This is a genomic window from Streptomyces collinus (genome assembly GCF_031348265.1).
Classification (GTDB): Bacteria; Actinomycetota; Actinomycetes; order Streptomycetales; family Streptomycetaceae; genus Streptomyces; species Streptomyces collinus.
The window spans coordinates 1547646-1569782 of record NZ_CP133771.1; the positions used below are offsets into that span (position 1 = coordinate 1547646).

Sequence of the window (22137 nt, forward strand, 5' to 3'; positions counted from 1 at the left end):
GCCCCGCGATACAGGAGGGCTCGGCCTCGCGATACAGGAGGGCTCGGCCTCGCGATCGGCTGCTCCAGGCGGTGCGCGGGCGGGAGACGAGCGGCGAAAGCCGGAAGCCGAGGCGCACGCCCCGCGCAAACGGGCGCACGCGTATGCCCCCGCGCCCCCACACCGTGACCAGCGGAGCGAATCCGCGTTGGTCAAGACAGAGTTGACCACACCGGGCCGCGATCGCGGCCCATTCCTTTCATCTCATCGCCGGTTCGAGAGGCTTGTTCATGGCCGACCACGCAACCCACGACGCCCAGGCTCGGGCCAGCCTGCACTTGCTGGTGCGGGACATCGAGCGGGTCCGCCGGCAGGTGGACGCACTGCGCACACTGACCGCCCAGTTGGGCAACGTCTACCGCCCGCGCCGCTCCGGCCCCTCCACGGGCTTCGTCGTCTACGGACGCGCCCCCGCCCCGACGGTACGTCTCGCCCAGGAGCTGCGGGACAGTGTCGAGACCCTGGTCACTGCGGCCGTGGACTTCGACCGCTCGCTCGGCTTCTCGTGGGACGCGGTGGGTTCCGCGCTCGGAGTCACCAAGCAGGCGGTCCACCGCCGTTACGGCTCCCGGCGTGCCACGGCCCCGGCGGCCACGCCCGAGCCGGAGCGCACGCCGGAGCCGACCCCTGCGGCCGGCCGCGCGGTCAATGTGACCACCGGCCTGCCCACGGTCCCGACGGTCCCCGCGGCCCGCTCCATGCCCACCCAGCCGACAGCCGGCAGCCCCGCTCTCCGCGACGAGGCGAGGCCCACGGCTTTCCCTGGCCCGCGCAACGGCTGACGCCCCCCTCTGCCCTGCCCTCCCGGACCGCCCCGGGAGGGCAGTCGCGTATCCGGCCGATGAGCAGAACAGACCCCAGCGGGCGCCCGCCGACACAGGCCACGCATCACCCGATGTCGGCCGGATCCACCCGCACCCACACACCGGCCCCGCTCCCGCTCCCCCGGGCCATCCGCGCGGCCTGCGCGTTCTTGAGCGCGGTCGCCAGCGCGGCGCCCCTCCCCGGCGGCACCCGCAGCAACGCCCGCTCCCACGGCTCCCCGGGCGGCGGCGCCCCCGCCCGCCGCGGTCGCCCGGCTGCGGACACGGGCAACGGCACCGGCCCCAGCACCTCGGCCTCGGGCGGCAATTCGGCCGCGCGGAGGAAGTCGGCCACCGCCTCCGCGGGGCCCGACACGGACGCCATCCGCGACACCGGCGGAAACCCCAGCTCCGCACGCTCGGCGAGCTCCCGCACCGCATGACCGACGGGATCCCATCGGACGAGCGCCTGCACGGGCCGCAGCGTCGGCTCGGCCACGACCACCACCGTGCCGCCGTCGGGCTGCGGCCGGACGAGCGACGCGGCCGCGATCCACCGCCGCAACGCGTCCTCCCCGGCCCGCAGGTCGGGCCGCCCGAGCATCGCCCAGCCGTCCAGCAGCAGCGCCGCCGCGTACCCGCCCTCGGCGACGGGCTCGGCCCCTGGCGTACTGACCACCAGCGCGGGCGCCCCTGGCACCGTGTCGAGCACGTGTTCCCGCCCCGAGGTGCGTACGGGCACGGCGGGGAAGGCCCGGCCGAGTTCCTCGGCGGTCCGCCGCGCCCCGACGACCGAGGCGCGCAGGCGGAACGAGCCGCAGTCCGGGCAGTGCCAGCCGCTCTCCTCGCGTCCGCACCACCCGCAGTTCAGCGCACCGCCGTCCGGCGCCTCCAGCGGCCCCGAGCAGTGCCGGCAGCGCGCGGGCGCCCGGCAGTTGGCACACGCCATGCGCGGCACATATCCCCTGCGCGGGACCTGCACCAGCACCGGGCCGCTCCGCAGACCGTCCCTGACGGCCTGCCAGGCGAGGGTCGGCAGCCGGGCGGCCCGGGCGGCCTCGTCACGGGCGAGATCCTGGTCCCCGACGGTCCGTACCAGCGGAGCGGCGGCCCGGACCCGCTCCCGCCCCGCGACGAGCGGCCGCGCCCAGCCGCTCTCGACGAGCTGCGCGGCCTCCACCGTGCAGCCCCAGCTCCCCAGCAGGAAACCGCACTTGTCCTGCGCGGCCCGCAGCAGGAGCACTTCGCGGGCGTGCGGCTGCGGGGCGTGCTGCTCGCTGTGGCTGTCGTCGCCGTCGTCCCAGAGGGCGACCAAGCCGAGGTCCTGGACGGGCGCGAACATCGCGGCCCTGGTCCCGATCACGGCCCGTACGGAGCCGCGCCGCACCGCGAGCCACTGCGCGTACCGCTTCTCGGGGCCGGCGTCGGCGGTGAGCACCGCGTGCCGCCCCTTCCCGAGCAGAGAGGTCAGGGCGGCGTCGGCCCGCGCGACCGCGCGTCCGTCGGGCAGGACGGCGAGCGCCCCGCGCCCGGAGGCCAGCGTCGCGGCGACGGCCCGGGCCAGCTCATCGCTCCACTGCGGCCCGGGCAGCGCGTTCCACACGGCCCGGGGCGCTCCACCCGAGGCCAGCGACGCCAGGAAGGCCGCTCCCCGCTCGTAGCGCTGCCAGGATGCCGCCTCGGGCGCGGGGGGCGGTGGCAGCGGCTGTGGGGAGGGCCGCTGCTCGGCTCGGGCGTTGCGCGGTGGCACGGCGAGCTGCAGGACGTCGGCGAGGCTGCCCGCGTACCGGTCGGCGACCGCCCGGGCCAGCCCCAGCAGTTCCTCGCTGAGCACCTGCTCGGGCGACACGACCTGGGCGAGGGCTGCCAGCGGCCCGGAGTAGTCGGACTCGGCCAGCCGCTCGACGAGGAACCCGTCGATCAGTCCGCCGCCCTCGCGCCGTCCGTCCCGCACGCGATGCCGCCCGGCCCCGAACCGCACGCGCACCCGCACGCCCGGCCGGGCGTCCGCGTCCAGCTCCTCGGGCACGGCGTAGTCGAAGTACCGGTCGAGATGGAGGACGCCCTTGTCGACGAGGACGCGTGCGACGGGGAGCTCCTTGGCGAGCGCGGCCCCCCGCCAGGTGCGCGGTTTGGCCCGGGGCGTCCTGGCCTTGCGCACGCTGTCCCGGATGAGCGCGAGCTGCTCGGGCGGCGCACCCTCGGCCCCGCCGCCCGCCTGTTCGTTCTCGCTGCTCACGCTTGCATTCTTACCAAACACCACTGACAGGCGGAGGCGCCCGAGGTCCCTCGTGGTGACGGCGCGCACTCGCCTTGGACCACTCGGCCACGCCACCGGGCACGGCCCGGCCGACGGCGGGATTCGAACCCGCGGGGGCTGCATCGAGCCCAGAAGTATCCGTCACCTTCGCACCGGGCGCCCCGGCGCCCTCCACCGTAGAGAGCGGCCGCCACCGTCCGCGAGCCGTTTTGAAGGCCCGCAGGGCAGAAAGGGGCCCGCGCGGGACGGGGCGGCAGGAGACGGGAGCGGCCCGCACACGGCGGGAGCCGGCCCCGACCAGGCCCGGAGCGCACGCGGAGACGGAAGCGGCCGCGCCAGCCGTGAGCAGGCCCCCACGAGGCCCGGAACGCACGCCCGAGGCCCGGCTCCCCGAAGGGTGCCGGGCCTCACGCGATGCCCCGAGGGACGGGTCTTACTGCCCCGCGGCCTTGCGCAGCGCGTCCACGCGGTCCGTCCGCTCCCAGGTGAAGTCGGGCAGCTCACGGCCGAAGTGGCCGTACGCGGCGGTCTGGGAGTAGATCGGGCGGAGCAGGTCGAGGTCGCGGATGATGGCGGCCGGACGGAGGTCGAAGACCTCGTCGATCGCCCTCTCGATCTTCTCCGTTTCGATCTTGGCGGTGCCGAAGGTCTCGACGAACAGGCCGACCGGCTCGGCCTTGCCGATCGCGTACGCGACCTGGACCTCGCAGCGGGTGGCGAGGCCCGCGGCCACGACGTTCTTCGCGACCCAGCGCATCGCGTACGCCGCGGAACGGTCGACCTTGGACGGGTCCTTGCCGGAGAACGCGCCACCGCCGTGACGGGCCATGCCGCCGTAGGTGTCGATGATGATCTTGCGGCCGGTCAGGCCGGCGTCACCCATCGGGCCGCCGATCTCGAAACGGCCGGTCGGGTTGACCAGGAGACGGTAGTTCTCCGTGTCGAGCTTGATGCCCTCGTCCAGCAGCGCCTTGAGCTCCGGCTCGACGACGAACTCCTTGATGTCCGGAGCCAGGAGCGAGTCCAGGTCGATGTCGGAGGCGTGCTGGGAGGAGACCACCACGGTGTCCAGGCGGACCGCCTTGTCACCGTCGTACTCGATGGTGACCTGCGTCTTGCCGTCCGGGCGCAGGTAGGGGATCGTGCCGTTCTTGCGCACGTCGGACAGGCGCTTCGACAGGCGGTGCGCCAGGAAGATCGGCAGCGGCATCAGCGTCGGCGTCTCGTCCGTCGCGTAGCCGAACATCAGGCCCTGGTCGCCCGCGCCCTGCTTGTCGAGCTCGTCGTCGTCACCCTCGACACGGTTCTCGTACGCCGTGTCCACGCCCTGGGCGATGTCCGGGGACTGCGCGCCGATCGACACCGACACGCCGCAGGAGGCGCCGTCGAAGCCCTTCTTGGAGGAGTCGTAGCCGATTTCGAGGATCTTGTTCCGGACCAGCGTCGCGATGTCCGCGTACGTCTTGGTCGTGACCTCGCCGGCCACGTGCACCAGGCCGGTCGTGATCAGGGTCTCGACGGCGACCCGGGATGACGGGTCCTCGCGCAGAAGCGCGTCGAGAATGGTGTCGCTGATCTGGTCAGCGATCTTGTCGGGGTGACCCTCGGTGACGGACTCCGAGGTGAACAGACGACGGGACACAACGCTCCCTGAGGTTGCAGCGGCTGCTGGCTGATCATTGGCGGACGGCGGGGGCTGCACCCGGCGCCGTCCGTGGAACAGTTTACGGGTCACGCTTCGGCCACGGTCCCCCCGTCTCGCCACTCGGGAGTGCTGTGACCTGCGGCACGGGCATTCTGCCCAATACCGAGTGACGTTGGCCAGAGGCGCCACGCCCGGATCCGCCCACTTTCGCGTGGTACGCGGCCCATGAGCCGTCAGCCCAGGCGCTCGGCCACCAGGTCCCACACGGTTTCGGCCAGGGCTTCCTTGGGTCCGTGCGCCACCGCGGTCTCGCTGCCGTCGGCGCCCAGCACGACCGCCTCGTTCTCCTCGGAACCGAAGGTTTTCCGCTCCCCCACCTCGTTCACGACCAGGAGATCGCAGCCCTTGCGCTTGAGTTTGGCGCGGCCGTTGGCCAGGACGTCGTCCGTCTCCGCGGCGAATCCGACGATCACCTGTCCGGGGCGGGCCCGGTCGGCCGAGATCTCCGCGAGAATGTCCGGATTCCGCACCAGGGTGACCGGCTCCGGCTCCTGGCCGTCCTTCTTCTTGATCTTCCCTGACGCGTAGGCCGCCGGGCGGAAGTCCGCCACCGCGGCCGCCATCACCACGGCGTCGGCCTCCGGGGCGGCCCGCAGCACCGCCTCGCGCAGCTCCACGGCGGTGCCGACCGGCACGACGTCGACGCCCGCGGGGGCCGGCAGGGTGCTGTTGGCCGCGACCAGCGTGACGCGGGCGCCGCGGGCTGCGGCGGTGCGGGCGAGGGCGTAGCCCTGCTTGCCGGAGGAGCGGTTGCCGAGGAAGCGGACGGGGTCCAGGGGCTCGCGGGTGCCGCCGGCGCTGACGACGACGTGCCGGCCCACGAGGTCGGGCTCGGTGACGCCCCGGGCCAGGACACGGCGGCAGACCTCGAAGATCTCGCCCGGGTCGGGCAGCCGGCCCTTGCCGGTGTCGACGCCGGTGAGGCGGCCGACGGCCGGTTCGATGACGAGGGCGCCGCGGCGGCGCAGCGTCGCCACGTTCTCCTGGGTGGCCGGGTGCTCCCACATCTCCGTGTGCATGGCGGGGGCGAAGACGACCGGGCAGCGGGCGGTGAGCAGGGTGTTGGTGAGGAGGTCGTCGGCGAGGCCGTGGGCCGCCTTGGCGAGCATGTCGGCGGTGGCGGGGGCGACGACGACCAGGTCGGCCCGCTGCCCGATGCGGACGTGCGGGACTTCGTGCACGTCGTCCCAGACCTCGGTGGAGACGGGGTGGCCGGAGAGCGCGGACCAGGTGGCGGCGCCGACGAAGTGCAGTGCGGACGCCGTGGGGACCACCCGCACCTCGTGGCCCGACTCCGTCAGCCGCCGCAGCAGCTCACAGGCCTTGTAGGCGGCGATGCCCCCGCTGACCCCCAGAACGACCTTCGGCTTGTCCACGTCTCTCCCCGGACCTCGGCAACCGGCACACCGTACGACTCCATGACACACCACAGGCCCGGCAGTCGGCCTGCCGGGCCTGTGGATAAGTCAGCGTCAAGCTGTAAATCTTACTTACTGCGCCGGGCCCTCGACGGCCTCGGACGTCAGGAGCCCCGCGTTGATCTCGCGGAGGGCGATCGAGAGCGGCTTCTCGTGGACGTGGGTGTCGACGAGAGGACCGACGTACTCGAGGAGGCCCTCGCCGAGCTGCGAGTAGTACGCGTTGATCTGGCGGGCACGCTTGGCCGCGTAGATCACGAGGCTGTACTTCGAGTCGGTGGCCTCGAGGAGCTCGTCGATCGGCGGGTTGATGATGCCCTCGGGCGCGGAGATGGAAGAGGACACGCTCTACCTTCCGATGGATGGGAAAGAATTTGTCGGGCTGATCGGCCGACCGTAACGATCGGCGATGGTCACACGACGTCCATCAAGGCTAGCAGCTCGCGTGCTACGTCCTCGACGGAGGTGTTGACCAGGGTGGTGTCGAACTCCGGCTCCGCCGCGAGTTCGATCTTCGCCGCTTCGAGCCGGCGCTCGATCACCTCGGGCGGTTCGGTGCCCCGCCCGGTGAGTCGGCGCACGAGCTCCTCCCAGGAGGGAGGAGCGAGGAACACCAGCTGGGCCTCGGGCATCGACTCGCGGACCAGGCGGGCGCCCTGCAGGTCGATCTCCAGGAGGACGGGCTCGCCGTTCTCCAGGCGCTCCTGCACGGCCGCACGCGGCGTGCCGTAGCGGTTGCCGGCGAACTCGGCCCACTCCAGCAGCTCCCCGTTGGCGATCAGCTTGTCCATCTCGTCGTCGGAGACGAAGAAGTAGTGGACTCCGTGCTGCTCGCCGGGGCGGGGCTTGCGGGTCGTCGCCGACACCGAGAGCCAGACCTCGGGGTGCTCCTTGCGCATATGAGCGACGACCGTGCTCTTGCCGACCCCGGAGGGGCCGGAGAGCACGGTCAGCCGCGGACGTACGTCCGGGGGTACGGGGGACGTCCCCCGGGGTGTTGCAGCCATGCAGCGATTATCCAGCAATCGCGGAGTGCCCGGGACTCGCTTCCCCGGAGCTCCCGATTCAGGAGCCGGTGCTGCCGAACTCGCGCTCCAGGGAGGCGATCTGGTTGGAACCGAGACCCCGCACGCGGCGGCTCTCGGAGATGCCGAGTCGCTCCATGATCTGCTTGGCGCGGACCTTGCCCACGCCGGGCAGCGACTCGAGGAGGGCGGAGACCTTCATCTTGCCGATGACGTCGTTCTCCTGACCCTGCTTGATGACCTCGTGAAGGGAGGCGCCGGAGTGCTTGAGTCGATTCTTGACCTCGGCCCGCTCCCGGCGAGCCGCGGCGGCCTTTTCGAGCGCGGCTGCGCGCTGTTCAGGGGTAAGGGGCGGAAGAGCCACGCCTACGTCACCTCGGATGTCGAACTGTCGGATACGGACCGGTGAGGAACCTAGTCGCCCCACACCTGGGGAGCCACGAGCAACACACGCTTGCCCGTTCTCTCGTCGGAGACTAGCGGGCAAGTCCGCCAGAGTCAGCGAGAACAGCGGAAAAGTCCTGGTCAGCCTTCATCTGAACGGACATTTAGGACATACTGCCCCGGATTTGAGGATGTATTCAGACTCAAGCGGCCCCCTGACCACTCATCGGAGGTCTCGCGGTAAGGTCTGGACCGCCTCACGAGGGCGTCACGGCGTGCCGGATCTCCTCCGCGAAGCGCTCCGCGGCGTCACGCAGAGCGACCGCGTCGGGACCGTGGCGTAGCACTCCCCGGCTGACGTTCGGCACGACGTTGCGCACCGCCGCACCGAAGACCCCGGGAAGATCGGCCGGCGTGGCGCCCTGGGCGCCGATGCCGGGTGCGAGGAGCGGGCCGTTGATGTCCAGGTCGTACGTCGACAGATCACCGAGGGTGGCGCCGACGACCGCGCCGAACGACCCCAGGGGCTCCTCCCCCGTGTTCTCGGCGGCCAGGTGCGCCAGCATCGTCGCTCCGACGTTCCGGCCGTCGGAGCGCACGGCGTGCTGGACCTCGCCGCCCTCCGGGTTGGACGTCAGGGCCAGTACGAAGAGTCCCGCACCGTTCTCCCGGGCCAGCGCGACGGCCGGGCTGAGCGATCCGTAGCCGAGGTACGGCGAGACCGTCAGGGCGTCGGAGAACAGCGGCGCGTCCTTGTGCAGGAAGGACTCGGCGTAGGCGGCCATGGTCGAGCCGATGTCGCCGCGCTTGGCGTCCATGACGACCAGTGCGCCCGCCGCGCGGGCCTCGGCGACCGACTTCTCCAGGACGGCGACGCCGCGCGAGCCGAAGCGCTCGAAGAACGCGCTCTGCGGCTTGAGCACGGCGACCCGGTCGGCCACCGCCTCGACGACCGTGCGGCTGAACCGCTCCAGGCCCGCCACGTCGTCGTTCAGGCCCCACTCGGCGAGCAGGGAGGCGTGCGGGTCGATGCCGACGCACAGCGGGCCGCGCTCGTCCATGGCGCGGCGCAGGCGCGCGCCGAAGGGTTCGAGACCACTCATGCCGTCTTCCTCACGTCGGCGCCCACCGCGTCGGCGAGCGTGGCGTAGGGGCTCGTGGCCAGGCGAGCGGCGAGCCCCTTGTGGATCGCGCGGCCCCAGAAGGGCCCCTCGTAGATGAAGGCGCTGTAGCCCTGGACCAGCGTGGCGCCGGCCAGGATGCGCTGCCAGGCGTCCTCGGCGTTCTCGATGCCGCCGACGCCCACCAGGGTGATCCGGTCGCCCACGCGCGCGTAGAGGCGCCGCAGGACCTCCAGGGAGCGGTTCTTCAGGGGCGCTCCGGACAGGCCGCCGGTCTCCTTGACCAGGGTGGGGTCTGACTTCAGGCCGAGGCCCTCGCGCGCGATGGTGGTGTTCGTGGCGATGATCCCGTCCAGACCGAGCTCCACGGCGAGGTCGGCGACGGCGTCGACGTCCTCGTCGGCGAGGTCCGGTGCGATCTTGACGAGGAGCGGGACGCGGCGGGCCGACGCCGTGCGGTCGGCGGCCTCGCGGACGGCGCTCAGCAGGGGGCGGAGCGCCTCCGTCGCCTGGAGGTTGCGCAGGCCCGGCGTGTTCGGCGAGGAGACGTTGACGACCAGGTAGTCGGCGTACGGCGCGAGCCGCTCGGCGGACTTCACGTAGTCCGCGACGGCCTCCTTCTCGGGGACGACCTTGGTCTTGCCGATGTTCACGCCGACGACCGGCTTGAAGACCGGCGTGCGCGAGGCCAGGCGGGCGGCGACCCGGAGCGAGCCGTCGTTGTTGAAGCCCATGCGGTTGATCAGCGCCCGATCCTTGACCAGGCGGAACAGCCGCCGCTTGGGGTTGCCGGGCTGTGGCTCGCCGGTCACCGTGCCGATCTCGACGTGGTCGAAGCCGAGCATGGCCATGCCGTCGATGCCGACGGCGTTCTTGTCGAAGCCCGCGGCGAGCCCGAAGGGGCCGTGCATGCGCAGGCCCAGGGCCTCGGTGCGCAGCTCCTTGTGGCGGGGCGCGAGGGCGGCCGCGAGGAAGGTGCGCAGCACGGGCACGCGGGCGGCCAGGCGGATCCAGCGGAAGGCCAGGTGGTGGGCCTGCTCCGGGTCCAACCTCTTGAAGACGAGTCGGAAGAAGTATTTGTACATGGTGTCCTCACGAAGACATGGCGTCCTCACGAAGAGGGGGACACCGTTTCCGGTGTCCCCCTCGGGGCTGCTAGTCGCGGGCCGCGGTCAGGTGTTCCGCGTGTTCCTGGAGCGAGCGGACGCTCACGTCGCCGCGGTTGAGGGCGTCGATGCCCTGGACCGCCGCCGCGAGTGCCTGGACCGTCGTCAGGCAGGGCACGGAGCGCGCCACGGCAGCCGTACGGATGTCGTAGCCGTCGAGGCGGCCGCCCGTGCCGTACGGGGTGTTGACGATGAGGTCGACCTCGCCGTCGTGGATGAGCTGGACGATGGTCTTCTCGCCGTTCGGCCCGGTGCCCTCGGACTGCTTGCGCACGATGGTGGCGTTGATGCCGTTGCGCTTGAGGACCTCGGCGGTGCCGGAGGTGGCGAGCAGTTCGAAGCCGTGCGCGACCAGCTCGCGGGCCGGGAAGATCATCGAGCGCTTGTCGCGGTTGGCGACCGAGATGAACGCGCGGCCCTTGGTGGGCAGCGGCCCGTAGGCGCCCGCCTGCGACTTGGCGTACGCCGTGCCGAAGACGGAGTCGATGCCCATGACCTCGCCGGTGGAGCGCATCTCCGGGCCGAGGACCGTGTCGACGCCGCGGCCGTGGATGTCGCGGAAGCGCGACCACGGCATGACGGCCTCCTTGACGGAGATCGGCGCGTCGAACGGCAGCTCGCCGCCGTCGCCGGTCGCCGGGAGCAGGCCCTCGGCACGCAGCTCGGCGATCGTGGCGCCCAGTGAGATCCGGGCGGCGGCCTTGGCCAGCGGCACCGCCGTCGCCTTCGAGGTGAAGGGGACGGTCCGGGACGCGCGCGGGTTGGCCTCCAGGACGTAGAGGATGTCGCCGGCGAGCGCGAACTGGATGTTGATCAGGCCGCGGACCCCGACGCCCTTGGCGATGCCCTCCGTGGAGGCGCGCAGGCGCTTGATGTCGAAGCCGCCGAGCGTGATCGGGGGCAGGGCGCACGCCGAGTCGCCGGAGTGGATGCCGGCCTCCTCGATGTGCTCCATGACGCCGCCGAGGTAGAGCTCCTCGCCGTCGTAGAGGGCGTCGACGTCGATCTCGATCGCGTCGTCGAGGAACCGGTCGACCAGGACCGGCCGCGAGGGGCTGATCTCGGTCGACTCGGCGATGTAGGACTCCAGCCGGGTCTCGTCGTAGACGATCTCCATGCCGCGTCCGCCGAGGACGTAGGACGGGCGCACGAGGACCGGGTAGCCGATCTCGTCGGCGATGGACTTGGCCTCGGTGAAGGTGGTGGCGGTGCCGTGCTTGGGGGCCGGGAGGCCGGCCTCCGCCAGGACCCGGCCGAAGGCGCCACGGTCCTCGGCGGCGTGGATGGCCTCCGGGGAGGTGCCGACGATCGGCACGCCGTTGTCCTTCAGCGCCTGCGACAGGCCCAGCGGGGTCTGGCCGCCGAGCTGCACGACGACGCCCGCGACCGGTCCGGCCTGCTGCTCGGCGTGCACGATCTCCAGCACGTCTTCGAGCGTCAGCGGCTCGAAGTACAGGCGGTCGGAGGTGTCGTAGTCGGTGGAGACGGTCTCCGGGTTGCAGTTGACCATCACCGTCTCGTAGCCCGCGTCGCTGAGCGCGAAGGAGGCGTGGACGCAGGAGTAGTCGAACTCGATGCCCTGGCCGATGCGGTTCGGGCCGGAGCCCAGGATGATGACGGCCGGCTTCTCGCGGGAGGCGACCTCCGTCTCCTCGTCGTAGGAGGAGTAGAAGTACGGCGTCTTGGCGGCGAACTCGGCGGCGCAGGTGTCGACGGTCTTGTAGACCGGGCGGATGCCCAGCGCGTGCCGGACCTCGCGGACGACGTCCTCGCGCAGGCCGCGGATCTCACCGATCTGCGCGTCGGAGAAGCCGTGCCGCTTGGCCTCGGCGAGCAGGTCGGTGGTCAGCTCGGGCGCCTCGGCCAGCTCGTCCGCGATCTCCTTGATCAGGAAGAGCTGGTCGACGAACCAGGGGTCGATCTTCGTGTACTCGAAGATCTCCTCGGGCGTGGCGCCCGCGCGGATGGCCTGCATGACGGTGTTGATCCGGCCATCGGTCGGCCGGACCGCCTGCTCCAGGAGCTGAACCTTGTCGCCGGGCTCGCCGACGAAGGTGAACTGGCTGCCCTTCTTCTCCAGCGAGCGCAGCGCCTTCTGGAAGGCCTCGGTGAAGTTGCGGCCGATGGCCATGGCCTCGCCGACGGACTTCATGGTGGTGGTGAGGGTGGCGTCCGCGCTCGGGAACTTCTCGAAGGCGAAACGCGGGGCCTTCACGACCACGTAGTCGAGCGTGGGCTCGAAGGAGGCCGGGGTCTCCTGGGTGATGTCGTTCGGGATCTCGTCCAGCGTGTAGCCGACGGCGAGCTTGGCGGCGATCTTGGCGATCGGGAAGCCGGTCGCCTTGGAGGCCAGCGCCGAGGAGCGCGACACGCGCGGGTTCATCTCGATGACGATGACCCGGCCGTCCTCGGGGTTCACCGCGAACTGGATGTTGCAGCCGCCGGTGTCGACGCCGACCTCGCGGATCACGGCGATGCCGATGTCGCGCAGGGTCTGGTACTCGCGGTCGGTGAGCGTCATCGCGGGCGCCACGGTGATCGAGTCGCCGGTGTGCACGCCCATGGGGTCGAAGTTCTCGATGGAGCAGACGACCACGACGTTGTCGTGCTTGTCACGCATCAGCTCCAGCTCGTACTCCTTCCAGCCGAGGATGGACTCCTCCAGGAGCACCTCGGTGGTCGGGGAGAGCGTGAGGCCCTGGCCTGCGATGCGGCGCAGCTCCTCCTCGTCGTGGGCGAAGCCGGAGCCGGCGCCGCCCATGGTGAAGGAGGGGCGGACGACGACCGGGTAGCCGCCGAGCGTGTCGACCCCCTGGAGCACGTCGTCCATGGAGTGGCAGATGACCGAGCGGGCGGACTCGCCGTGGCCGATCTTGCCGCGGACGGCCTCGACGACCTCCTTGAAGAGGTCGCGGTCCTCGCCCTTGTTGATGGCCTCGACGTTGGCGCCGATCAGCTCGACGCCGTACTTGTCGAGCGTCCCGGCCTCGTGCAGGGAGATGGCCGTGTTGAGGGCCGTCTGGCCGCCCAGGGTGGGCAGCAGCGCGTCGGGGCGCTCCTTGGCGATGATCTTCTCGACGAACTCGGGGGTGATCGGCTCGACATAGGTGGCGTCGGCGATCTCCGGGTCGGTCATGATCGTCGCCGGGTTGGAGTTCACCAGGACGACCCGGAGGCCCTCGGCCTTCAGGACGCGGCACGCCTGGGTGCCGGAGTAGTCGAACTCGGCGGCCTGGCCGATGACGATCGGGCCGGAGCCGATGACCAGGACGGACTGGATATCGGTGCGCTTAGGCACGCTGGCCCTCCATCAGGGATACGAAGCGGTCGAACAGGTAGGCGGCGTCGTGCGGGCCGGCTGCCGCTTCGGGGTGGTACTGGACGCTGAAGGCGGGGCGGTCGAGGAGCTGGAGCCCCTCCACCACGTTGTCGTTCAGGCAGACGTGGGACACCTCGGCGCGGCCGAACGGGGTCTCGGAGACCTGGTCGAGCGGGGCGTCGACGGCGAAGCCGTGGTTGTGCGCGGTGACCTCGACCTTGCCGGTCGTGCGGTCCTGCACCGGCTGGTTGATGCCGCGGTGGCCGTACTTCAGCTTGAAGGTGCCGAAGCCGAGCGCGCGGCCCAGGATCTGGTTGCCGAAGCAGATACCGAAGAGCGGGGTGCCGCGCTCCAGGACGCCCCGCATCACGGAGACGGGGTGGTCTGCGGTGGCCGGGTCGCCCGGGCCGTTGGAGAAGAACACGCCGTCCGGGTTGACCGCGTACACGTCCTCGACGGTCGCGGTCGCCGGGAGTACGTGCACCTCGATGCCGCGCTCGGCCATGCGGTGGGGGGTCATGCCCTTGATGCCGAGGTCGACGGCGGCGACGGTGAACTTCTTCTCGCCGATGGCCGGGACGACGTAGGGCTCGGTGGTGGCGACCTCAGCGGAGAGGTTCGCGCCCTTCATCTGGGGGGCTTCCTGGACGCGGGCCAGCAGCGCGGCGTCGTCCTGGACGGCGCCGCCGCTGAAGATGCCGACGCGCATGGCGCCCCGCTCGCGCAGGTGGCGGGTGAGGGCGCGGGTGTCGATGCCGCTGATGCCGACGACGCCCTGGGCGTCCAGCTCTGCGTCCAGCGTGCGCCGGGAGCGCCAGCTGGACGGCACGCGCGCGGGGTCGCGCACGACGTAGCCGGAGACCCAGATCCTCTTCGACTCCATGTCCTCGTCGTTCACGCCGGTGTTGCCGACGTGCGGCGCGGTCATCACCACGACCTGGCGGTGGTACGAGGGGTCGGTGAGGGTCTCCTGGTAGCCGGTCATGCCGGTGGAGAACACCGCTTCGCCGAAGGTCTCCCCCACGGCCCCGTAAGCACGGCCGCGAAAGATCCGGCCGTCCTCCAGGACGAGTACGGCGGGAGTTTTGGCGGCTCCCCTGGTGGAGGTGGTCATCGTTCGGCGCCTTCCCTGGTGTTCGTTTCGATCATGGAGTTGATGGCTACGACCCACTCGTTGTGCTCGGCCGCGTGGTCGGAGCGGAAGCCTGAGTCGATCAGCCGGTCGCCGTGCTCCCAGGTGACGATCAGCAGGCCGCCCTCGGTGAGGACCTTCCCGGCGATGCCCTTGTCGAGCCGGGCCTCGCGCAGCTGTGCGACCGGGACGAAGAAGTCGCTCGCCCCGGGGCGTACGACATCGAGGCCGGCGTCCGTGAGGGTGAGCTCGGCCCGGCTGCGGGTGCCCAGGCCCCGGGCGACGATGCGGTCGAGCCACTGACCGGCGGTGGTGGAGCCGTGGTAGCGGCCGCTCAGGCTCAGCTTCTCGGGGCCCCGGTCGTCCGGGGCGGCGGGCAGCTCGGGCAGGTCGCCCTGGAGGGTGCCGCGCCACTTCCAGCCCTCGCGCATCAGCCAGTAGACGAGCGCGACGAACAGGGCGAGGCCGACGACCCAGCCGATGCGGGCGGCCCAGTCGGTCACTTGCGCCGATTCCTTCTCGGCGGCCAGCAGGAGTACAGGTGTCACGTGAGCTTCCCGTCGACGAGCGTGGCCTTGCCCCGCAGCCACGTGTGCGTCACACGGCCCGGCAGCTCACGCCCCTCGTAGGGGGTGTTGCGGCTGCGCGAGGCGAAGCCCGCGGGTTCCACGAGCCCACGGTATGCCGTGTCGACCAGGGTGAGGTTGGCGGGCTCACCTGCCGAGACGGGTCGTCCGTGGCCCGTGGCCTGTCCGATCTGCGCGGGCTTGACGGACATGCGGTCGGCGACGCCGGCCCAGTCCAGCAGACCCGTGTCGACCATGGTCTCCTGCACCACTGACAGCGCGGTCTCCAGGCCGACCATGCCCATGGCGGCCGCGGCCCACTCGCAGTCCTTGTCCTCGTGCGGGTGCGGGGCGTGGTCGGTGGCGACGATGTCGATCGTGCCGTCGGCGAGCGCCTCGCGCAGGGCCATGACGTCGCGCTCGGTGCGCAGCGGTGGGTTGACCTTGTAGACGGGGTTGTAGGTGCGCACCAGCTCATCCGTGAGGAGGAGGTGGTGCGGGGTGACCTCGGCGGTGACGGCGATGCCGCGGGACTTGGCCCAGCGGACGATCTCGACGGAGCCGGCGGTCGACAGGTGGCAGATGTGGACGCGGGAGCCGACGTGGTCGGCGAGCAGGACATCCCGGGCGATGATCGATTCTTCGGCCACCGCGGGCCAGCCCCCGAGCCCCAGTTCCGCGGAGACGATCCCCTCGTTCATCTCGGCGCCCTCGGTGAGCCGTGGCTCCTGCGCGTGCTGCGCGACGACACCGCCGAAGGCCTTCACGTACTCCAGGGCGCGGCGCATGATCACGGCGTCGTGGACGCACTTGCCGTCGTCGGAGAAGACGGTGACGCCGGCGGCGGACTCGTGCATGGCGCCCAGCTCGGCGAGCTTCCTGCCCTCCAGGCCGACGGTGACGGCGCCGATGGGCTGGACGTCGCAGTAGCCGTGCTCCTTGCCGAGCCGCCAGACCTGCTCGACGACACCGGCGGTGTCGGCGACCGGGAAGGTGTTGGCCATGGCGAAGACGGTGGTGAAGCCGCCGGAGGCGGCGGCGCGCGTGCCGGTGAGGACGGTCTCGGAGTCCTCGCGGCCGGGCTCGCGCAGATGGGTGTGCAGGTCGACCAGGCCCGGCAGCAGCACCTTGCCCCCGGCCTCGACGACCTCGGCGCCCTCGGCGGCCAGCCCGCTGCCCACCTGCGCGATGGTTCCGCCGTCGATCAGCACGTCCTGCGGCTCGCCGCCGAGCACCTTCGCACCACGGATCAGGATCTTGCTCATCTGTCTTACTTCTCCTCGGTACGGGGGTGGGTGACGGCGGGCTCGTTGCCCCCGAGCAGCAGGTACAGGACGGCCATCCGGATGGACACTCCGTTTGCGACCTGCTCGACGACGGTGCAGCGGTCGGAGTCGGCGACCTCGGCGGTGATCTCCATGCCGCGGACCATCGGGCCGGGGTGCATCACGATGGCGTGCTCGGGCATCCGCGCCATGCGGTCGCCGTCGAGGCCGTAGCGGCGGGAGTACTCGCGCTCGGTCGGGAAGAACGCGGCGTTCATGCGCTCGCGCTGGACGCGCAGCATCATCACCGCGTCGGACTTGGACAGCGTGCTGTCGAGGTCGTAGGAGACCTCGCAGGGCCAGGTCTCGATGCCGACCGGCAGCAGGGTCGGCGGGGCGACGAGGGTGACCTCGGCGCCGAGGGTGTGCAGCAGGTCGACGTTGGAGCGGGCGACCCGGCTGTGCAGGACGTCGCCGACGAGCGTGATGCGCTTGCCTTCGAGGTCCTGGCCGAGTCCGGCGTCCGGGCCGATCAGGCGGCGGCGCATGGTGAAGGCGTCCAGCAGGGCCTGGGTGGGGTGCTGGTGGGTGCCGTCGCCGGCGTTGACGACGGCGGCGTCGATCCAGCCGGAGTTAGCGAGGCGGTACGGGGCTCCGGAGGCGCCGTGCCGGATGACCACGGCGTCGACGCCCATGGCCTCCAGGGTCTGGGCGGTGTCCTTCAGGGACTCGCCCTTGGAGACGCTGGAGCCCTTGGCGGTGAAGTTGATGACGTCCGCGGACAGCCGCTTCTCGGCGGCCTCGAAGGAGATCCGGGTCCGTGTGGAGTCCTCGAAGAAGAGGTTGACGATCGTGCGGCCGCGCAGGGTCGGCAGCTTCTTGATCGGCCGGTCGGCGACCCGGGCCATCTCCTCGGCGGTGTCGAGGATCAGGACGGCGTCGTCGCGGGTGAGGTCGGCGGCCGAGATGAGATGACGCTGCATCTGTCAGGCTCCGTAAGGCAGTTCATTCGGGAGGTTCGGGGCAGACGGGCGCGCGGGGGCGCGCACTGAGCCGGCGTACGACAGCGGCGTACGCCTGGAGCGCTACCGGGGGGTCGGCTTGGCACCGAGCAGCACGGTGTCGCGACCGTCCTCCTCGGCGAGCTGGACCTTGACCGTCTCCCGCAACGACGTGGGGAGGTTCTTGCCGACGTAGTCGGCGCGGATGGGCAGTTCGCGGTGTCCGCGGTCGACGAGGACGGCGAGCTGCACCGCGCGCGGGCGCCCGAGGTCGTTCAGCGCGTCGAGGGCGGCGCGGATGGTGCGGCCGGAGAAGAGCACGTCGTCGACGAGGACGACGAGCTTGCCGTCGAGACCGTCACCGGGGATCTCGGTGCGGGCGAGCGCGCGCGGCGGGTGCATGCGCAGGTCGTCGCGGTACATGGTGATGTCGAGCGAGCCGCACGGGACCTTGCGCTCGGTGATCTGCTCCAGCTTGTCCGCGATCCGCCGGGCGAGGAAGACGCCCCGGGTCGGAATGCCGAGGAGCACCACGTCGTCGGCGCCCTTGGCGCGTTCGACGATCTCGTGGGCGATGCGGGTCAGCACCCGCGCGATGTCGGGCCCTTCGAGAACGGGCCGGGCATCGGACTGCGTGTCGTGCGTGTCCATACGAAACGGACCTCCTTCTCCGCCTCACGGGACGGACCTTAAAGGACGTCGGGATTGCGCCATACACGGTAGCAGGTCCCCGTTGTCGCTCCGATGGCCCCCTCGGATCACCCGCTCGGCCTAACGGAACGCCGATATCACGGAAGAGTCGGTGCGGACCATTCGGCTTGACGCGGCAGAGTAACGCTGCGTAACCTCACAGTGAGTTACCAGCCGCGCGGCCTGGCACCCACGCCAGACGCGTCGACACAGTGCCGGGGAGCTATATGTCCAGCGAATACGCCAAACAGCTCGGGGCCAAGCTCCGGGCGATCCGCACCCAGCAGGGCCTTTCCCTCCACGGTGTCGAGGAGAAGTCCCAGGGACGCTGGAAGGCGGTCGTGGTCGGTTCGTACGAGCGCGGCGACCGTGCCGTGACCGTACAGCGTCTTGCCGAGCTGGCGGATTTCTACGGCGTTCCGGTGCAGGAACTGCTTCCGGGCACGACCCCGGGCGGGGCCGCGGAGCCGCCGCCGAAGCTGGTCCTGGACCTGGAGCGGCTGGCCACGGTGCCGGCCGAGAAGGCGGGCCCTCTTCAGCGCTACGCGGCCACGATCCAGTCGCAGCGCGGTGACTACAACGGCAAGGTGCTGTCGATCCGCCAGGACGACCTGCGCACACTCGCCGTCATCTACGACCAGTCGCCGTCCGTCCTCACGGAACAGCTGATCAGCTGGGGTGTCCTGGACGCGGACGCGCGCCGCGCGGTGGCGTCCCACGAGGACGCCTGACCCGCTGGGCGGGCCCAGCAGAAACGTGCCGCCGGGGTGGCCGAAACCGTAGGGTTCTCGGCCACCCCGGCGGCGTTGTGCGGCTCTGGCATCCCTGCGCCGCACCGAGGACGTACGGAAACGCCGGAGGGCCCGCAGCAGTCACGCTGCGGGCCCTCCGGCATGTGGTCCGTCTCAGACCTCGTCGCGGCGGAGCGAGGGCTTGAGCTCCTTGAGCCGGCCGAGCAGGCCGTTCACGAACGAGGGCGACTCGTCCGTGGAGAACTCCTTCGCCAGCTGCACCATCTCGTCGAGGACGACGGCGTCCGGCGTCGCATCGACCCAGATCAGCTCGTAGGCGCCGAGCCGCAGGATGTTGCGGTCGACGACGGGCATCCGGTCCAGCGTCCAGCCGACGGAGTACTGCGCGATCAGCTCGTCGATGCGCTTCGCGTGCTCCGCGTAGCCCTCGACCAGCTCCATCGTGTACTCGCTGACCGGCGGCTGCCGGGTGTCCGCCCGGGAGAGCCGGACCCAGTCCGCGAGGACGGTCAGCACCTCGACGCCGCGCTGGTCCCCCTCGAAGAGGATCTGGAAGGCGCGCTTACGGGCCGTGTTGCGGGCAGCCACGGTTAGCTGTTCACCCGGCCGAGGTAGTCGCTGCTGCGGGTGTCGACCTTGATCTTCTCACCGGTGGTGATGAAGAGCGGCACGTTGATCTGGTGGCCGGTCTCCAGGATGGCGGGCTTGGTGCCGCCGGTGGAGCGGTCGCCCTGGACGCCCGGCTCGGTCTCCTGGATGACGAGCTCGACGGCGGCCGGCAGCTCGACGAAGAGCACCTCGCCCTCGTGCTGCGCGACGGTGGCGGTGAAGCCCTCGATCAGGAAGTTCGCGGCGTCGCCGACGGCCTTGCGGTCGACGTGCAGCTGGTCGTAGGTCTCCATGTCCATGAAGACGAAGTACTCGCCGTCCATGTAGGAGAACTGCATGTCGCGCTTGTCGACGGTGGCCGTTTCGACCTTGACGCCGGCGTTGAAGGTCTTGTCGACGACCTTGCCGGAGAGCACGTTCTTGAGCTTGGTGCGCACGAAGGCCGGGCCCTTGCCGGGCTTGACGTGCTGGAACTCGACGACGGACCAGAGCTGGCCGCCTTCGAGCTTGAGCACCATGCCGTTCTTGAGGTCGTTCGTGGAAGCCACGGTTGCGGAATCTCCTGGACTGACGTACGACCCCGGGGCACGCGCCTGCCTGGCTACAGGGCGAGCAGCTCCTTGGTCGTGATGGTGAGTAGCTCGGGTCCGCCGTCCGCCTCGGGGCGGACGACGAGCGTGTCATCGATCCGGACGCCGCCCCGGCCCGGGAGGTGGACCCCCGGTTCGACGGTGACCGGCACGCAAGCGTCCAGTTTACCCATGGCCGCGGGGCTCAATTGAGGGTCCTCGTCGATTTCGAGCCCCACGCCGTGTCCGGTCAGGACCGTGAGGCCCTCCGTGTACCCCGCGGAGTCCAGGATCTGGCGTGCGGCGCGGTCGACGTCCCGGCAGGCGGCGCCGGGTACCAGGCTCTCACGCCCGGCCCGCTGGGCCGCGAAGACCAGGTCGTAGAGCTCGATCTGCCAGTCCGCGGGAGCGGTGCCGATGACGAAGGTGCGGCCGATCTCGCAGCGGTAGCCGCGGTACGTGGCACCGAGGCAGACGGAGAGGAAGTCGCCCTCCTCGACCCGGCGGTCGCTGGGCCGGTGGCCGGGACGGCCGGCGTTCGGCCCGGTGGCCACCGACGTCGGGAAGGCCGGCCCGTCCGCCCCGTGATCGACGAGCCGCCGCTCCAGTTCCAGGGCGAGGTGGCGCTCGGTGCGGCCCACGAGGATCGACTCCAGGAGCTCGCCGAGGGCCTGGTCGGCGATCTCGGCGCCGATGCGCAGACAGGAGATCTCCTCCTCGTCCTTGACGACCCTGAGCTGCTCGACGGCGCTGCCGAGCCCGGTGAGCCGCAGCCGGGGGGCGACCGAGCCGAGGGCCCTGTGCCGGGCCACCGTGAGGTGGTGCTCCTCCACCGCGAGGGAGTCCGCGCCCTGGCCCGCGGCGAGACGCGCGGCCGCGACGGCCGGGTCACCACCGCCGGCTGCGGGCAGGGTCTGTACGCGCAGGGCCTCGTCGGGACGCTCCTGCGTGGGGCGGTCGGCCGTGGGCCCGGCACGGACCAGGAGGTCCTGCTCCTCGGTCCTGCCCAGGAGCAGAACGGCGCCGTGCGGGGCGGCGCCCGCGAGATAGCGCACGTTGGCGGGGCGGGAGACCAGCGCCGCCGCGCTGCCGCCCGCGTTGCAGTGATCCCTCAGACGCGTCCGGCGGGCCGCGTACACCTCTGACATGACCCGAGCGTATGAGCTCCGCCGGTTTTGCGCTGGTTGAGGGCGTCTGAGTGGGCGGTACCTGAGATGTCCGGGCGGGGAGGGGTGCCGTTCGGGGCTGTGTGCCGTCAGCGCGTGTGCGGGCGCTTGTCGCGCAGTTCCCCGCGCTGAGGGGCGCTTACCTGAGGGGCGCTCACCACTGGGGTGGGCTGGCGATGGAGCGGGACAGGACGTCGTTCAGGACCTGGGCCGTCTGCGGGATGTCGAGCTGGGAGTTGTCGATGATCGGCAGGCCCGAGCCGTACCAGCCCGCCATGCGGCCGTGTATGCGGGCCACCTCGTCGTCGGTGAGGCGGCGGTTGCCGGAGCGCTCTGCGTTGCGCTCCAGGACGATCTCCAGGCCCGGCAGGAGGACGACCGGCAGCAGGCCCGGCCCGACGTGGCGCTTCCAGCCGCCGAGGCCGACGACCGGGCGGTCGGGGAAGACCGCGTCGTCCAGGATGCACGAGATGCCGTTGGCCAGGAAGTTCCGCGCGGCGAAACCACACGTGCGGCGGGCCAGGCGGTACTGCGCCTCGGAGTTGTCGTTCCACCCGGACTGGGGGTCGGCGAAGCCGGAGCGGACCCACTCGCGCACGTCGTCGAGGCTGATGTGGGCCGTGGGGACCCGGCGATGGTCCGCCCAGTACTTGGCGACGCTGGTCTTGCCCGCGCCCGCGGGGCCGATGAGCAGCACCGCGAGCGTCGTGCCGGCGGGGTCGGGAACGGTCGCGGCGGGCGGGGCCATCGGCATGGCGACCGGGCCGCCCGGCGGAAGCGGCACGTGCCCGGTGGTCTCCGGCGTCGGCGGGAGGGACGTCGCCGCCGGTCCCGGTCCGGGCGGGGGCGCCGGGTATCCCGGTGCCGGGGGCGGCGGGGGCACGGGCACGGGGCCCGGGTGCGCGCCCGCGTTCGGCGGGACCGGGTGTTGTGCGGCCGGCGACCAGCCGGTGGCCGGTCCGTGCCCCGGCTGATGGGGCGGCGGCAGCGGAGAACCCACTGCGTGCTGCATCCGGTGCCACTCCGTCTCGTACAGGCGATGGGCGCTGACAGCGGGGCGGAACCCGCTTGCTACCGAACGGTACCGCCCCCGGTCGTCGATGTGTGAACGGCCGGGGGCGGCCCGAAGTGCCCGGCTCCGTAAGGT

The 22137-nt window shown here is 71.4% G+C and carries 20 protein-coding genes; 2 read left to right on the forward strand and 18 right to left on the reverse strand.

The window, feature by feature from the left end:
• The first annotated feature begins 269 nt into the window (after nt 1–269).
• Complete coding sequence (locus RFN52_RS06860) at nt 270–821, forward strand: hypothetical protein (protein WP_184843756.1); 552 nt, start codon at nt 270–272, stop codon at nt 819–821.
• Nucleotides 822–927: 106 nt separating this feature from the next.
• On the opposite strand, the gene RFN52_RS06865 is transcribed toward RFN52_RS06860, so the two are convergent.
• The 14 genes from RFN52_RS06865 to pyrR form a co-directional block, all read right to left on the reverse strand.
• Nucleotides 928–3081, reverse strand: a complete 2154-nt coding sequence (locus RFN52_RS06865) for a primosomal protein N' (protein ID WP_184843758.1) — start codon at nt 3079–3081, stop codon at nt 928–930.
• Between the two features lie 454 nt (nt 3082–3535).
• Complete coding sequence (gene metK / locus RFN52_RS06870; protein ID WP_184843761.1) at nt 3536–4744, reverse strand: methionine adenosyltransferase; 1209 nt, start codon at nt 4742–4744, stop codon at nt 3536–3538.
• A gap of 236 nt (nt 4745–4980) precedes the next feature.
• Complete coding sequence (gene coaBC, locus RFN52_RS06875) at nt 4981–6183, reverse strand: bifunctional phosphopantothenoylcysteine decarboxylase/phosphopantothenate--cysteine ligase CoaBC (RefSeq protein WP_184843764.1); 1203 nt, start codon at nt 6181–6183, stop codon at nt 4981–4983.
• Nucleotides 6184–6297: 114 nt separating this feature from the next.
• Nucleotides 6298–6570 (reverse strand): DNA-directed RNA polymerase subunit omega, encoded by a 273-nt coding sequence (gene rpoZ / locus RFN52_RS06880; protein ID WP_003988945.1) that lies wholly within the window; start codon nt 6568–6570, stop codon nt 6298–6300.
• A gap of 68 nt (nt 6571–6638) precedes the next feature.
• Entirely contained in the window at nt 6639–7232 is a 594-nt protein-coding gene (gene gmk, locus RFN52_RS06885) for a guanylate kinase (RefSeq protein WP_031105569.1), read from the reverse strand.
• Nucleotides 7233–7290: 58 nt separating this feature from the next.
• Nucleotides 7291–7614 (reverse strand): integration host factor, encoded by a 324-nt coding sequence (locus RFN52_RS06890; protein ID WP_003977346.1) that lies wholly within the window; start codon nt 7612–7614, stop codon nt 7291–7293.
• A gap of 277 nt (nt 7615–7891) precedes the next feature.
• On the reverse strand, nt 7892–8737 hold the full coding sequence (gene pyrF / locus RFN52_RS06895) for an orotidine-5'-phosphate decarboxylase (protein ID WP_184843767.1): 846 nt from the start codon (nt 8735–8737) through the stop codon (nt 7892–7894).
• Nucleotides 8734–9840 (reverse strand): quinone-dependent dihydroorotate dehydrogenase, encoded by a 1107-nt coding sequence (locus RFN52_RS06900; RefSeq protein WP_184843770.1) that lies wholly within the window; start codon nt 9838–9840, stop codon nt 8734–8736. Before RFN52_RS06900 ends, pyrF begins: the two co-directional genes overlap by 4 nt.
• A 70-nt stretch (nt 9841–9910) precedes the next feature.
• The gene (gene carB, locus RFN52_RS06905) at nt 9911–13219 is read right to left on the reverse strand and encodes a carbamoyl-phosphate synthase large subunit (RefSeq protein ID WP_184843773.1); all 3309 of its coding nucleotides are present in this window, start codon (nt 13217–13219) and stop codon (nt 9911–9913) included.
• On the reverse strand, nt 13212–14354 hold the full coding sequence (carA, locus tag RFN52_RS06910; protein ID WP_184843776.1) for a glutamine-hydrolyzing carbamoyl-phosphate synthase small subunit: 1143 nt from the start codon (nt 14352–14354) through the stop codon (nt 13212–13214). The genes carB and carA overlap by 8 nt, the downstream gene beginning before the upstream one ends.
• Nucleotides 14351–14920 carry a PH-like domain-containing protein gene (locus RFN52_RS06915; protein WP_184843779.1) on the reverse strand — a complete coding sequence of 190 codons (570 nt, stop codon included), beginning with the start codon at nt 14918–14920 and terminating at the stop codon, nt 14351–14353. Before RFN52_RS06915 ends, carA begins: the two co-directional genes overlap by 4 nt.
• Nucleotides 14917–16203, reverse strand: a complete 1287-nt coding sequence (locus tag RFN52_RS06920; protein ID WP_184843782.1) for a dihydroorotase — start codon at nt 16201–16203, stop codon at nt 14917–14919. The genes RFN52_RS06915 and RFN52_RS06920 overlap by 4 nt, the downstream gene beginning before the upstream one ends.
• Nucleotides 16204–16208: 5 nt before the next feature.
• Nucleotides 16209–17186 (reverse strand): aspartate carbamoyltransferase catalytic subunit, encoded by a 978-nt coding sequence (locus RFN52_RS06925; RefSeq protein ID WP_184843785.1) that lies wholly within the window; start codon nt 17184–17186, stop codon nt 16209–16211.
• Between the two features lie 102 nt (nt 17187–17288).
• Nucleotides 17289–17855, reverse strand: a complete 567-nt coding sequence (gene pyrR, locus RFN52_RS06930) for a bifunctional pyr operon transcriptional regulator/uracil phosphoribosyltransferase PyrR (RefSeq protein WP_062925757.1) — start codon at nt 17853–17855, stop codon at nt 17289–17291.
• 266 nt (nt 17856–18121) lie between these two features.
• On the opposite strand from pyrR, the gene bldD reads away from it, so the two are divergent.
• A complete protein-coding gene (bldD, locus tag RFN52_RS06935; RefSeq protein WP_006131213.1) occupies nt 18122–18625 on the forward strand; it encodes a transcriptional regulator BldD in 504 nt (167 codons plus the stop codon).
• A gap of 174 nt (nt 18626–18799) precedes the next feature.
• Here the strand turns inward: bldD and nusB are convergent, their stop codons facing one another.
• From nusB to RFN52_RS06955, 4 genes are all read right to left on the reverse strand, one after another.
• Nucleotides 18800–19234, reverse strand: a complete 435-nt coding sequence (gene nusB, locus RFN52_RS06940) for a transcription antitermination factor NusB (protein WP_184843788.1) — start codon at nt 19232–19234, stop codon at nt 18800–18802.
• A gap of 2 nt (nt 19235–19236) precedes the next feature.
• Nucleotides 19237–19803 (reverse strand): elongation factor P, encoded by a 567-nt coding sequence (efp, locus tag RFN52_RS06945; protein WP_184843791.1) that lies wholly within the window; start codon nt 19801–19803, stop codon nt 19237–19239.
• A gap of 53 nt (nt 19804–19856) precedes the next feature.
• Nucleotides 19857–20972, reverse strand: coding sequence for an aminopeptidase P family protein (locus tag RFN52_RS06950; RefSeq protein ID WP_184843794.1), 1116 nt, complete (start codon nt 20970–20972; stop codon nt 19857–19859).
• 172 nt (nt 20973–21144) lie between these two features.
• Entirely contained in the window at nt 21145–22002 is an 858-nt protein-coding gene (locus tag RFN52_RS06955; RefSeq protein ID WP_184843797.1) for a Pro-rich N-terminal domain-containing protein, read from the reverse strand.
• Nucleotides 22003–22137: the final 135 nt, after the last annotated feature.